This window comes from Streptomyces glaucus (genome assembly GCF_039533365.1).
Classification (GTDB): domain Bacteria; phylum Actinomycetota; class Actinomycetes; order Streptomycetales; family Streptomycetaceae; genus Streptomyces; species Streptomyces glaucus.
The window spans coordinates 1-12,428 of record NZ_BAAATK010000035.1; the positions used below are offsets into that span (position 1 = coordinate 1).

Annotated in this window: 10 protein-coding genes; 5 read left to right on the top strand and 5 right to left on the bottom strand. The window is 74.7% G+C overall.

All coding sequences use genetic code 11. The annotated features are described in order from the left end of the window. The first annotated feature begins 196 nt into the window (after window positions 1-196). The 3 genes from ABD363_RS23020 (at window position 197) to ABD363_RS23030 (ending at window position 2,142) form a co-directional block, all read left to right on the top strand. On the top strand, window positions 197-439 hold the full coding sequence (locus ABD363_RS23020; RefSeq protein ID WP_344606619.1) for a DUF397 domain-containing protein: 243 nt from the start codon (window positions 197-199) through the stop codon (window positions 437-439). Between the two features lie 148 nt (window positions 440-587). Continuing rightward, window positions 588-1,490: a universal stress protein gene (locus tag ABD363_RS23025; RefSeq protein WP_344606621.1), complete on the top strand. Its 903-nt coding sequence runs from the start codon at window positions 588-590 to the stop codon at window positions 1,488-1,490. A gap of 154 nt (window positions 1,491-1,644) precedes the next feature. Next, window positions 1,645-2,142: a glycosyltransferase family protein gene (locus ABD363_RS23030; protein ID WP_344606623.1), complete on the top strand. Its 498-nt coding sequence runs from the start codon at window positions 1,645-1,647 to the stop codon at window positions 2,140-2,142. A gap of 635 nt (window positions 2,143-2,777) precedes the next feature. Here ABD363_RS23030 and ABD363_RS23040 read toward each other — a convergent pair. Continuing rightward, complete coding sequence (locus ABD363_RS23040; protein WP_344606625.1) at window positions 2,778-3,917, bottom strand: aminoglycoside phosphotransferase family protein; 1,140 nt, start codon at window positions 3,915-3,917, stop codon at window positions 2,778-2,780. Window positions 3,918-4,162: 245 nt separating this feature from the next. Between ABD363_RS23040 and ABD363_RS23045 the strand changes: the two genes are divergently transcribed. Further along, window positions 4,163-5,665 (top strand): DNA-binding protein NsdB, encoded by a 1,503-nt coding sequence (locus ABD363_RS23045; protein ID WP_344606627.1) that lies wholly within the window; start codon window positions 4,163-4,165, stop codon window positions 5,663-5,665. A 169-nt stretch (window positions 5,666-5,834) separates the two neighbouring features. Here the strand turns inward: ABD363_RS23045 and ABD363_RS23050 are convergent, their stop codons facing one another. From ABD363_RS23050 to ABD363_RS23060, 3 genes are all read right to left on the bottom strand, one after another. Then, complete coding sequence (locus tag ABD363_RS23050; protein ID WP_344606629.1) at window positions 5,835-7,301, bottom strand: PP2C family protein-serine/threonine phosphatase; 1,467 nt, start codon at window positions 7,299-7,301, stop codon at window positions 5,835-5,837. 261 nt (window positions 7,302-7,562) lie between these two features. Beyond that, a complete protein-coding gene (locus tag ABD363_RS23055; protein WP_344606631.1) occupies window positions 7,563-8,657 on the bottom strand; it encodes a baeRF3 domain-containing protein in 1,095 nt (364 codons plus the stop codon). A 412-nt stretch (window positions 8,658-9,069) separates the two neighbouring features. Next, on the bottom strand, window positions 9,070-10,653 hold the full coding sequence (locus ABD363_RS23060) for an alpha/beta hydrolase (RefSeq protein ID WP_344606633.1): 1,584 nt from the start codon (window positions 10,651-10,653) through the stop codon (window positions 9,070-9,072). 353 nt (window positions 10,654-11,006) lie between these two features. Here ABD363_RS23060 and ABD363_RS23065 point away from each other — a divergent pair, with 353 nt between their 5' ends. Beyond that, entirely contained in the window at window positions 11,007-11,711 is a 705-nt protein-coding gene (locus ABD363_RS23065) for a chaplin (RefSeq protein WP_344606635.1), read from the top strand. Between the two features lie 122 nt (window positions 11,712-11,833). Here the strand turns inward: ABD363_RS23065 and ABD363_RS23070 are convergent, their stop codons facing one another. Next, a complete protein-coding gene (locus ABD363_RS23070; RefSeq protein ID WP_344606637.1) occupies window positions 11,834-12,319 on the bottom strand; it encodes a nucleoside deaminase in 486 nt (161 codons plus the stop codon). Window positions 12,320-12,428 lie beyond the last annotated feature (109 nt).

Consider the following 12,428-nt stretch of genomic DNA (forward strand, 5'->3'; position numbering starts at 1 on the left):
TGCGTGCCGCGCGCCGCGGGCGGGCGCGGCGCCCGGGGCGCCGAGCACGCCCGCGGCGGCGGTGCGCGGACCCTTCCGGCGCCGCCCGCGCGGGACCGGCTCCCCGGCTCCTGAAATGTCCTGTTCACATGGCCTTTTGGCGGTGGGACCCGATCGCTAGGCTGGCCGCGGACGACGACTCGGGAGGAGCACCGACGTGGCCGAGACCACCACCCACCAGCGCCCGCTCACTGGCTGGGACAAGCCGGAGCTGGACCTCAGCAACGCGCAGTGGCAGTCCAGCAGCCGCGGCCTGGGAGATGTCCAGATCGCCTTCGTCGAGGGGTTCATCGCCATGCGGAACAGCGCCCGCCCGGAAAGCCCTTCCCTGATCTTCACCCCGGCCGAGTGGGGCGCCTTCGTGTCGGGAGCGCGGGAGGGAGAGTTCGACCTGACCTGAACCCCCGCGGCGGAACCGGCCGACCGGCCGATCCGGGGGTGTTCCACCCGTTTTTCCGGACACGCGACCTTGAGCGCCCTCCCGGGGCCCCGCCTGAGCCAGGCTGGCCCCCGGGAAGGGAAGGTCTGCTTCCGGAGGTGAGGAACCCATGAGCACCCTGCCGGTCATCGCGGCGGTCGACGGTTCGGACGACGGCCTGCGCGCCCTGGAGTGGGCCCTCGACGCCGCCCGCAGGCGCGCGGCGCCGCTGCGGGTGGTGCACGTGCGGCAGTACGCCGCCTGGGCGCCGGCCGAGTTGCTGGCCGCCGCACCCCCGGACGCGGACGACGACCCGGTGCTCGCCCAGGCCCGCGCCCGTCTGGAGGGACACGCCGACCTGCCGGTGACGGAGTACGTCGGCATGGAAGGGGCGCCCTCCGTCCTGCTGCCCGAACTCGGCTCCACCGCCCAGCTGTTGGTGCTCGGCTCCCGGGGCCGGGGCGGCTTCGCCAGCCTGTTGCTCGGCTCCAACGGCATGGCCGCCGCCCGGGACGCCGAATGCCCCGTCGTCGTGGTGCCCCGGCCCGGACGCGAGGTCCACGGCGAGGGGCCGGCCGAGCCCGGACCGCGGGTGGTCGTCGGCCTGCACGTGGACAGCCCCGACGAGGCCACGCTCGCCTTCGCCTTCGCCGAGGCCGCGCTGCGCGGCGCCCGCCTCCAGGTGGTCGCCGCCTACCCCTGGCCGGTCCAGAGCTGGGCCGCCCCCGGCCGGCTGGTGCCGCCGGTGATCGACCAGGTCGCCGTCGAGAGCGAGACGCGGAGCCTCGCCGAGGGGTTCCTCGCCCCGCACCGCACCCGGCACCCCGGCGTCCTGGCCGAGCCGTCCGTGCTGCCCGGCGACGCCGCCGGGCATCTGGTCGCCGCCTCCAAGGACGCCGAGCTGACCGTCGTGGGCCGCCACCGGCGCCGTCTGCTGGCCCCCGCCCGCATGATGGGCTCCGTCACCCAGGCGGTACTGCTGCACGCCGCCGGCCCGATCGCCGTGGTGCCGCCCGCGCCGCCGGAGGAGTGAGGGCGCCCTGGGGAGCCGGGCGTTCCCGGAGTACAGGGGGTTTCCGCCGGCTGTTCCGGGGCGGGGAGCGGGGCGTCCCGGCGGCCGTCGCGGGTCGCGGAGGAGGGCTCCGCCCGCACGGCACTCCGGGGCCCCGGGCACGTACCATGGCGGCATGTCGTTCCTCCGCCGCCGCAGTGCCACTCCCGCCGGGCCCGACTTCGACGTACTGGCCATGGACCCGGGCGACTGGCCCGGCAACCTCGGTGCCGGACTGCTGCCCGCCCCCGACGGCACCTGCCAGGGCGTGTTCCTGCGCTACGACCTGTTCGGCGGGCGTGGCCCCGCCATGATCATCGGCAATCTGCCGGAGGGCTCCCCGGCCCGCGACGTCCCCGAGGGACAGGTCCCGTTCGAGGTGGGCCAGCTGCTGCTGGCCCTGGAGAACGACGAGGAGGTGACCGTCGTCGGCACCGAGGACGTGCCGGTGATGCAGGGCGACAACCTGCTGATCGTGCGGCGCGTCAAGCTCTCCGAGAGCCGGATCTCCTGCGTGCAGTTCGACCGCAGCGACAACGTCCTGGTGACCATCGCCGCCTGGGACCGCCCCATCACCGACGATCTGTACGCCCTGCTGAAGCCGCTGCCCGCGGAGCTTTTCCAGCAGGGCTGACCGGCTGCCCGGCCAGAGGTCGAGGTCACGACCCGCACGTCGGCGGCGCGCACGAACACCACCCGGTGGCCCGACCGGACCTCCTGACCCCACGGAGGGCCACCAGTCCGCCGCGCGTGCCGGGGGCGGGCTCGAAGGGCGGTCCGGCGGTCCGAAGCAGTGCCGCCGGTCCCAGCAGGGGCCCGGGTCGGTGTGCACACCGGGGACGGCCCCGGCACGTCGCCGTGGCCGAGGACGTGCCGCCGGTCCAGCGGGCCGCCGTGCCTTCTTCCGGCCGGATACGCCACCAGCCGCGCCGACGACCGGTACCTCGCCTCCGCGTACCAGGCGTCCGGATCCCCGCCCGGGGCCCGCCCAGGCCCCGCTGGGCGGCGGCGAGCAACGGAAGCAGCGGGGCCGTCGCGGCCAGGGCGCCGGCCGTCGCACGGGACCGTCCGGGGCCGAGGACGGTGGCGGTTCGTCGCACAGCAGCCTCCTGCGAACCGACGGCCCGTCGAACGGAGGGTCCGTCAATTGCTTCCACGGGAAGGGGACGCGCCGTGTCATCGGAGCGCCCGGCGGAGTTCCGCGGCACCGCCGTACACGACGGTCCGCGGCGCGCCCCTGAGCGGGCGCGCCGCGGACCGTCGTGTACGTCAGCGAGTGCCGACCGCCGCCCGCACGGCTCGCCGGGCCATCTGGCAGTCGTCATGCAGTCGCCTGAGCAGCAGCCGCTGTTCCTCGCCGGACGGCGCGGCACCCGGATGGGCCGCTCCCGGCGCCGCCGGGGCCGTGCCGTGCATCGAACGCTGCACGGCCGTCTCGTACCTGCGGATCTCACGGGTGAGCACCAGCATCAGGTTCACCAGGAAGGCGTCCCGCGCGGCCGGGCCCGCCGACTGCGCGATCTGGCTGATCTGCCGCCGGGCCGCCGGCGCGTCCCCGAGCACCGTCCACAGCGTCGCCAGGTCGTAGCCCGGCAGGTACCAGCCGGCGTGTTCCCAGTCCACCAGCACGGGACCGGCCGGTGAGAGCAGGACGTTCGACAGCAGTGCGTCGCCGTGGCAGAACTGGCCCATGCCCTGCCGCCCGGCCACGTGCGCGATGCCGTGCAGCAGCTTCTGCAGGTCGCCCAGGTCCCGGTCGGTGAGCAGGCCGAGCTCGTGGTACCGGGTGATCCGCGCCGCGTAGTCCAGCGGCCGGTCGAAGGTGCCCGCCGGCGGCCGCCAGGCGTTCAGCCGGCAGATCGCGCCGAGCGCGGCGCGGATGTCCGTCCGCGGCGGTGCCTCCGTCGGGTGCCGCTGGAGCGCCACCACCCTGCCCGGCATCCGTTCGACGACGAGCGTGCAGGTGTCCGGGTCCGCCGCGATCAGCCTCGGCACCCGGACGGGCGGGCGGTGCCGGACGAACGAGCGGTATGCGCCTATCTCGTGCCGGATCCGCTCGGCCCACGCCGGGGAGTGGTCCAGTAAGCACTTGGCGACGGCGGTGCTGCGTCCGGTCGTACCGACCAGGAGCACGGACCGCCCGCTGCGGCGCAGCACCTGCACGGGAGCGAACTCCGGACAGATCCGGTGCACCGAGGCGATCGCCGTGCGCAGCTGGGCGCCCTGCGGGCCGGACAAGTCGAGTCTCCCGCTGAGCGGTGGGGTGCCGGGGCCCGCGGCACGCCGCGTCCGGCCGGTGCCGAGCACCGGGGCCGGTGGGCGCGCGGGGGCGAGAAAGGGACCGCCGCCCGCCGGGCGGGGAAGCGGCGACCGGGGCGGGGCGGACACGGAGGACGAAGCTGCGTACATGGGTGAGACGGATCCCTTCGTATGCCTGCAGTGCCTGCCTGGAACGTCGGCGCACACCCGCCCGGCCGTGCCGGCGCACCCTGGGGAATGCCCCTGCGGCGACCGGGTCGGGGTGGCGCGTTCCTACCTGACACCCGATGCCCCGTGGCACACCATCTGGCGCACCCTGGCGAACCCTGGCGAATAGTCGCCCGGCCCCTGCGGCCCGGCTAGTGTCAACTCAGCCGAGAACCTGGGGGCTTGATGTGAGCGGACGACCCAACACCCGGCTCGCGGACCTGTTCGGCCTGACCGGCTGGTCCAAGGGCGAGCTCGCGAGGCTGGTCAACCGGCAGGCGGCGGCGATGGGCCACCCCCAGCTGGCGACCGACACCTCACGGGTGCGGCGGTGGATCGACAGGGGAGAGATCCCGCGCGATCCCGTGCCGCGGGTGCTGGCGGCCCTGTTCACCGAGCGTCTCGGCCGTGTCGTGACCATCGAGGACCTCGGTCTGGTCCGGCGCGGGCGTGCGGGGAGACGGCAGGGCGGCGGGCATGCGGAGCATCCCGACGGAGTGCCGTGGGCGCCCGAACGGACCGCCGCGGTCCTCACCGAATTCACGGGAATGGACCTCATGCTCAACCGACGCGGTTTGGTGGGCGCGGGTGCCGCGCTCGCCGCGGGATCCGCACTCAGCAGCGCCATGCACGACTGGCTGCACACCGATCCGGCCCTGGCGGCCGACGCTCCCGACCTCGACCATCCTCTGCACGCCGAACCCGCCGGGTTCGACCGCTACGAGGCCGCCCCCATCGGGTCGCAGGAGGTCGAGGAACTGGAGCGCTCGGTCGAGGTCTTCCGCGCCTGGGACGCCGCCCGGGGCGGCGGCCTCCAGCGCAAGGCCGTGGTGGGCCAGCTCAACGAGGTGGGCGGCATGCTCGCCTACCGTCACCCTCCTCACCTCCAGCGGCGCCTGTGGGGCGTCGCCGCCAACCTCGCCGTGCTGGCGGGCTGGATGTCGCACGACGTCGGCCTGGAACCCACGGCCCAGAAGTACTTCGTCATCGCCGCCCACGCGGCGAGGGAGGGCGGTGACCGGCCCCGCGCCGGTGAGGCGCTCTCCCGGGCGGCGCGCCAGATGGTGCACCTGGGCCGGCCCGACGACGCGCTCGACCTGATGAAGCTCGCCCAGTCCGGGGCCGGGGAGGAGGTGCTGCCGCGCACCAGGGCGATGCTCTGCACCGTCGAGGCCTGGGCGCAGGCCGCCATGGGCAGGGGCCAGGCGATGCGCCGCACTCTGGGCGAGGCGGAGGACCTCTTCGTCTCCGACAAGGGCGACGTACCGCCGCCGGACTGGATGCAGCTGTTCACGGAGGAGGACCTGTACGGCATGCAGGCCCTGGCCTATCGCACGCTCGCGGAGTTCGAACCGGCCGCGGCCGTGCACGCGCAGCACTACGCGGAGAAGGCCCTCGCCCTGCGGACCGACGCCCGGCAGCGGTCGAAGATCTTCGACTACCTGTCGATGGCCTCCGCCTGCTTCATCGCCGACGACCCCGAACAGGCGGACCGCTACGCCCGGTTGGCCCTGGTGTCGATGGGCTCCAACTCCTCCCAGCGCACCTGGGACCGGCTGCGTCAGATGTACCGGCTCACCGCCGAGTACGCCGGCTACCCGAGGATCAAGGAGCTGCGGGAGGAGATCGAGCTGGTCCTGCCGAAGGCCCAGGCGAGGAAGCGGGGCGACGGCACCGGCGCATCGGCCTAGGGGAGGGGAGCGCACGGGGGACCGTGCCGCCGCCGTTCCCGCTCCGGTGCTCCCACGGCGCCTCCGCTCACGCGACACGCCTGTTCCCGCGACCCACGCTTCCGTCCCGGTCCCCGCGAGCACGACTGCGCGGTTCCGCGCCACCGCATCCGCGCTCTCCACGCACTCCCTACGACATCACCCTGGCGACGAGCACGCACGCGTCGTCCACGCGTTCGGTTCCACTGAACTCCTCCACCACCGTCCGCACGCACTCCTGTGCGGTCCGCGCCTCGGCGAAGCGCGGAGCCAGACCGAGGAGCCGGCTCACGGCCGCCGTCCCCGCCCCGCTTCCGGCTGCGCTCGGACGGGGAGACTCCCACTGCCGCGGCACCAGCCCGTCGGTGTACAGGAGCAGCAGGTCACCCACCTCGAGGACCTCCTCGGCCTGCCCGTAGCGGGCGTCCGGGGGGCCGCCGAGCGGGACGCCGTCCGGCGCCCGCAGCCCACGCCCCGTCCCGTTGCGGAACAGCAGCGGGGCGGGGTGTCCGGCCTGCGCCCACACCAGCGTGCGGGTCGCGGGGCGGTAGCGGCAGCAGACGGCGCTGCCCAGGGCCGGCCGGACGGTGGTGTCCAGCAACCGGTTGAGCCCGGTCATCAGCCGCCCCGGACGGGTGCCCGCCATCGCCATGCCGCGCAGAGCGCCCAGCAGCATCGTCATGCCCGAGGCCACGGCGATCCCGTGACCGGCCAGGTCGCCGGCGCTCAACAGCACTTCACCGTCGGGCAGTTCGAGCGCGTCGCACCAGTCGCCGCCGACCGGTGCGCCCCGTGACGACGGCAGGCGGTGGCCGTACAGCTCCAGGCGGCGGCGGTCCCGGCGCGGGAGCCGCAGGGGGCCGTGCCACGACGGCAGCACGGCCTCCTGCAGCTCGGCCGCGACCCGGTGCTCGGTCCGCGCGCGCTGCCGGCGGCGGCTGAGCGAGTCACGGGTCTCGCTCACCGCCCGCTGGCTACGCCGCAGTTCACTGACGTCTCGCAGCACCGCCCACATCGAGGCGGTGCTGCCGTCCGTGTCGAGCACGGGCTCGCCCATCATGTGCACGGTCCGTACGTCGCCGTCCGGCCGGACGATGCGGAACTCCCCGTCGACGGGCCGGGCGTCGACGAGGCAGTCCGTGACCATGGCCGTCAGCTTCGGCCGGTCCGCGTCGAGGACCAGGGACGGCAGCTCGTCGAGGGTGAGCGGGGGAGCCGCGGGGTCGCGGCCGAGGATCCGGTAGAGCTCCCCGGACCAGTCGGCCCGGTCCGTCAGCAGGTTCCACTCCGCGCTGCCGACCCGGCCGAGCAGGGAGCCGGACGGGGGAGCGGCGGCCGCCACCGGGGCGGTGACGACCGGCTCGGACGGACCGGGGGCGGGCAGCGGGCCGTCCCGTAGCTGCGCCAAGTGCTGGTCGAGGTCGTCGAGTTGGTGCAGCGCCAGATCGCACAGGGCGCGCTGCCAGCGTCCCCTCGGGTCCGATCCGTCGTCCTGGGCGTCGCGCCGGACGGCGTCCAGGCCACCCTTGAGCCGCCGCGTCTGCGATATCAGCGCGTCGACCGAACCGCTTCCCGGCGGCTGGGCGGCTGGGCGGTCCGCGGAGAGGGGGGACGGCATGACGCACTCCGATGCGGGGACGGTACGGCCAGGGGCCGGGGGAAGAACCGTTACGACTGTTGCACAGCCCGCGACGGCCCGTAAGGGATTCGGCAAGACACGACGCGGCGATGCGCCCGGCATATGCCACGGTCTTCGCGGCGCGTTGAAGACGTACGCCCCTGAGTGCCCAACTCGTAGACGTGCTACGTCACTTGGCGGATGACCGGGAAGTTCCCCGGGGTGCTGCCGGGTGTTCGACGATCCTGTGTTCTCCTGCCTTCAGTACCGCAGCACCCCGGCGATCCCGTTCGCGTCCCCCAGGGTGCCGTCCGGGACGAAGCGGACCTCGGCGCCGGTCTCCAGGCATCGTTCGACGATCTCGTCCACGATGTCCTCGCGGGCGTCGGGGTCGCCGCTCTCGGCCGGCACCAGGTGGTCGCCGGCGTCGCGCACCGTCACCTGGCAATTCTCCTCGACGGCCAGCAACCGCACACGGCCCGCCAGGGCGCTCTGCCACAGCTCGTCCGCGCCGGCCGCGAAGTTCCTGCGGCCCCGGGCCGACGCCAGCTCCCGCAGCACCTCCTCGGCGGACCTGCGCGTCTCGGCGTCGACGACGGGCCGCACCGCCCGCCACACGGCCTCGGGCGTGCCGTGCGCGAGTCCGCCGTGCGGGATGTGCACCGCGCTCTTGGCGACCCCGCCGAGTTCCCACAGCAGGGACAGCGCGGCCCGCTTGCCGGTGACGTACAGCGGCCGGGGGTGTTCGCGCAGGACCGCGTGCATCGCGGTGTCGGCCTCGCGCAGGAAACGGCGGGTGCGTTCGTCGCGGAAGGTGCCCGGCGGGTCGCCGATCCGCTCCTGGCGCTCGGGGTCGAAGTTCTCCGGGTTCCTGATCAGCGGGAACCCGCAGGTGTGGTCCTCGGCGACGCGGTCCGCGCCGCCGCTCCACAGCGTGACGCGGTCCGCGGAGACCGACAGCACCCAGAAGGGCCGCTCGGCGACCCGGGCGGCGACGAGATTGCGGGTCAGGAAGGTGTCCGAGAGCACCACGCGCTCGGGCACGCTCCGGGTCAGGGTCCACACCTGGTGCTCCCCGGGCGCGGCGAAGATCGCCAGGCCGTCCTCGGTGTGCGTCAGGTCGACCTCGGTCAGGGCCCGGTCGAGTTGCCGGGCGACCTCGGCGCGCCGTTCCCGGGGGACCGCGGGGTCGGTCTCCAGTCGTTTCTTCGCCTCGGTCACCGCATTGCGCAGCCGGACCGGATCCTGGGCGTTGTAAGGGTCGCGGCGGTGCGTCGGCGTCAGCACGGAGACCGCGGGGTAGGGGCGGGGGCGCCGCAGCTCGGCGAGGGCGGTGAGGCTGAGATCGTGCTCCATGTCAGCACGATAGAACCGATTCGCCTATCGGGCATTCGGGGTAATCCGCCCATCGTGCCGTCGAGGCGGTGGCGCTGCGGGAAGGGGGCGCGCGGAAAGCGGGGGAGTCTTTGCTCCCGATTGATTCCGCGCATCGGTCACCAGGTGCGGAGCGGTCCAGGGGTTGTCGCATGTGCAAAGCCCGACCGAAGGGGTGCCGGGACGTCGCACGCGTCACGGCCGCGCCGGCCGGTCCCGGCCACCCGGTGCTCACCCCCGTCGGCCCGGGGCGGGGACGGCGGACCGCCCACCGCGACACCCCGCCGATCCCCGGGCGGCGCGGCCCGGAGCGGACCCCGGCCCCGGCGCCGTGGCCGGACCTCCGCACCCGGGGACCTCCCTGCGCCGGGCGGCGGGGCCGTACCGGCCCGCCTCACCCCCTGCCGTCGTCCTCGGCGCCGCAGGAGCTGCGGTCCGGCGGCAGGGAGCCGTACAGCAGGAAGGCGTCGACCGTGCGGTGCACGCACTTCGAGGACGCGTACCCGGTGTGCCCCTCGCCCTTGTTGTCGAGCACCACCGCCGACGGGCCGAGCCGCTCGGCGGTCTGCTCCGTCCACCGGTACGGCGTCGCCGGGTCGCCGCGGGTGCCGACGAGCAGCATCTTCGGCGTGTCGACGTCCTTGACCTCGTCGCGGATGAAGTCGGTGCCCTTGGGGCGGCCGTAGCACATCAGCACCTGGGTGAGCCGGTACCGGCCGAACACCGGCGACGCCTCCTCGTACGCGGCGCGCAGCCGGCCCAGGTCCCTGGTGATCCGCTCGGCGCTGGGGCGGTCCGGGTCGTCCGCGCAGTTGATCGCCATCAGCGCGGCCGGCAGGTTGTCGAGGGGCATGTCCTCCTCGTCGACGAGGCCCCCGGCGCCGTCCTCGCGCACCGGAAGCCCGAAGCCGCCCGACGCGAAGCCCTCCACACCGCGTGTGTCGCCGTCCTCCACCAGCAGCGCCAGAGCCCGCTCCAGCGAGGGCCACAGCTCCCTGCTGTAGAGCGCCTGCCCGATGGCGCCCACCAGGTCCTGGCCGGTGAACACGTCGCCGAAGGCCGTCGGCAGCGGATCCTCGTCGAGGGAGGCGACGAGCCGCACGACCTGCCGGCGGGCCTCGCGCGCGTCCTGCCCGAACGGGCAGGCGATGTCCTCCACGCACCAGTCGATGAAGTTCTCCAGCGCGGTCTGCTGCCCCTGCGCCCCGGCCAGGCCCTGCTCGGACAGCGGCTCCGTCAGCGTGTCCACACCGTCCAGCACCACCCGGCCCACCTTGTCGGGGAACCGGGCCGCGTACACCGCGCCCAGCCGGGTCCCGTAGGAGAACCCCAGGTAGTTGAGCTTCTTGTCGCCGAGCGCCTGGCGCATCACGTCCATGTCGCGGGAGACGTCGACGGTGCCGATGTGGGGCAGGACGGGGCCCGCGTGCTCGGCGCACTCGGCGGCGGCCTCCCGCAGCAGCCGCAGCACGGCCTGCGGATCACGGCGCACGTCCTCGTCCCCGTCCGTCGCGTCCAGCAGGTCGGCGGCCCCCTCGCCGCAGCTGACCGGGGAGGACCTGCCCACACCGCGGGGATCGAAGGACACCACGTCGTAGCCGTTGGTGAGGTGCATGAAGTTCTTCCCGGCGGCGGCGAGTTCGCTGACGCCCGAGCCGCCCGGACCGCCGAAGTTCAGCAGCACCGAGCCCCGGGACTCGCCGGTCGCCCGGTAGCGGGCCAGAGCGAGATCGAGCGTGCCCGCCTCGGGCCGGGCGTAGTCCAGGGGCACGGTGACCTTTCCGCACTGCAGGTCCTCCGGCGCGCTCGCGCCCTCGCACGCGGACCAGGCGATCTTTTGGCGGTAGAACCGGGACAGGCCGGGCCCGGCGTCGTCCGCGGCCGCGGCGGGCAGCCCCGCGCCCAGCAGCGCCAGGCCGACCGCGGCGGCGACCGCACAGCGGCCGACCGAGGACCGATTCGACAGCTTGGCCAGCATCGATGCCTCCAGGGGCGCCCCGTCGCGGACCGGGGAACGGCGCCCTCGATCATCACCATAGGCGGCATTCCCGGGCACCGCCTCCGGAGCGGCGCAGCCGCACGGAAGGGCTCGTCCCGGGTGTTCCGCCGCGCCGCCGGGGCGCCGCTCCCGCTGTCGAGTCGCGCCTTCGCCGCCGGGCCGGGCCCTCGCCGTCGGTCCTCCTCGCCGCCCGGCCGGTCGCCTTTGCCGTTGGTTCGACAAGCGTGCCACTCGATGGGGTGAAAGACCGATAAGCCATAACTCGCATGGTTCTCCGGCGTTTTATCCGATGCGGGCGAGCGCCCGCGACCATGTCTGGAAGGCAGGGACCCATGAAGCGGGTTACCCGAAACCGTGTGATCGCCGTCGCCGCCGCGTCGGGCGCGATGGCCATGACGATTCCGGCATCCGCCGCTTTCGCGACGGACGGCGGCTCGGCGGCGAACGGCTCCGCGGCCGGCTCGCCCGGGCTGGTCTCCGGCAACATCGTCCAGCTCCCGGTGCACGCCCCGGTGAACGTGTGCGGGAACACCGTGAACGTGCTGGGCGCCCTCAACCCCGCCGCGGGCAACCGCTGTGCCAACGAGGGGGCGGCGCGGCAGGGACACGAGGGGGACGGCGGAGCCGGCGGCGCGATCGCCGAGGGCGGCGGAAAGGACGCGCCGGGGCTGCTCTCCGGCAACATCGTCCAGCTCCCGGTGCACGCCCCGGTGAACGTCAGCGGCAACAGCGTGAACGTGGTGGGCGCCCTCAACCCGGCCACCGGCAACGAGTCGGTCGACACACCCGGTGACCGCCCCGACCGCCCGGAACGCCCCGCGAAGCCGGTCCCGGAGCCGGTCCCGGTCCCGGAGCGGGCCGCCCCGCCCGAGCGCCGCGCGCAGCCGAGGCCCGCCCCGCCCGCCGCGCCCCCGGCCCCGGTCGCCCTGGCCCGCACGGGAGCGGACCAGACCCTCCCCGCCCTCGCGGGGAGCGCCGTCCTCGTCCTGGGCGGAGCGATCCTGTACCGGCGCTCCCGGCCGAGGCCGCAGAGCTGACGGACGGCGCCGCCGGGCCCCACCGGACGCCGGTCGGCGGGGCCCGGCGCCGGGCCCGGATCACCCGCTCCGCGCCCGGCGCGGAGGCCGACGGCCGCCCGCGTGGAGGCGGGGAACCGTCCTCAGCCGTGCCCGCGATGGAACCGGCGGTGCAACGCGCGCACCTCTTCGACCAGTTCCGGAACCGGACCCGCCACCACCACACCGGGCGCGACCTCGCCGACCGGCAGTGTCCGTACCGGCGGGGCGGGCACGCCCAATTCCGCGAGCCATGCGGACAGCTGTCGCGACGAGGCGACGTACACGATGCGTCCGAGGCCCACCCAGGCGTGCGCGGCCGCGCACATCGGGCAGTGCTCGCCGGAGGTGTACACCGTCGCGGCCGCCCGCTCCTCGGGGGTCATGTGGGCGGCGGCCCAGCGCGCCAGCTCGAACTCGGGATGACGGGTGCGGTCGCCGCAGGCCACGCGGTTGTGGTCCTCGGCGAGCACCGTGCCGTCCGCCCCCACCAGCACGGAGCCGAACGGCTCGTCCCCGGCCTCCAGCGCCTCGGTCGCCAACTCCACGCAGCGGCGCAGGTACGGCAGTTCGGCTTTCTCCACGACCATGTGCACGGCCCTCCTCCGGTTCGATCGTCGCAGCGCACCCCATGGTCGCCGACGCGCGGCCGCCCGGCCCGCCGCCGCGTCGGCCGGCACCCGACGCGCGGCCGGCCGG

Coding starts and splice junctions, on each gene's coding strand:
- ABD363_RS23025 (WP_344606621.1), top strand. CDS start 588: ATGAGCACCCTGCCGGTCATCGCGGCGGTCGACGGTTCGGACGACGGC.
- ABD363_RS23030 (WP_344606623.1), top strand. CDS start 1,645: ATGTCGTTCCTCCGCCGCCGCAGTGCCACTCCCGCCGGGCCCGACTTC.
- ABD363_RS23040 (WP_344606625.1), bottom strand. CDS start 3,917: ATGTACGCAGCTTCGTCCTCCGTGTCCGCCCCGCCCCGGTCGCCGCTT.
- ABD363_RS23050 (WP_344606629.1), bottom strand. CDS start 7,301: ATGCCGTCCCCCCTCTCCGCGGACCGCCCAGCCGCCCAGCCGCCGGGA.
- ABD363_RS23055 (WP_344606631.1), bottom strand. CDS start 8,657: ATGGAGCACGATCTCAGCCTCACCGCCCTCGCCGAGCTGCGGCGCCCC.
- ABD363_RS23060 (WP_344606633.1), bottom strand. CDS start 10,653: ATGCTGGCCAAGCTGTCGAATCGGTCCTCGGTCGGCCGCTGTGCGGTC.
- ABD363_RS23065 (WP_344606635.1), top strand. CDS start 11,007: ATGAAGCGGGTTACCCGAAACCGTGTGATCGCCGTCGCCGCCGCGTCG.
- ABD363_RS23070 (WP_344606637.1), bottom strand. CDS start 12,319: ATGGTCGTGGAGAAAGCCGAACTGCCGTACCTGCGCCGCTGCGTGGAG.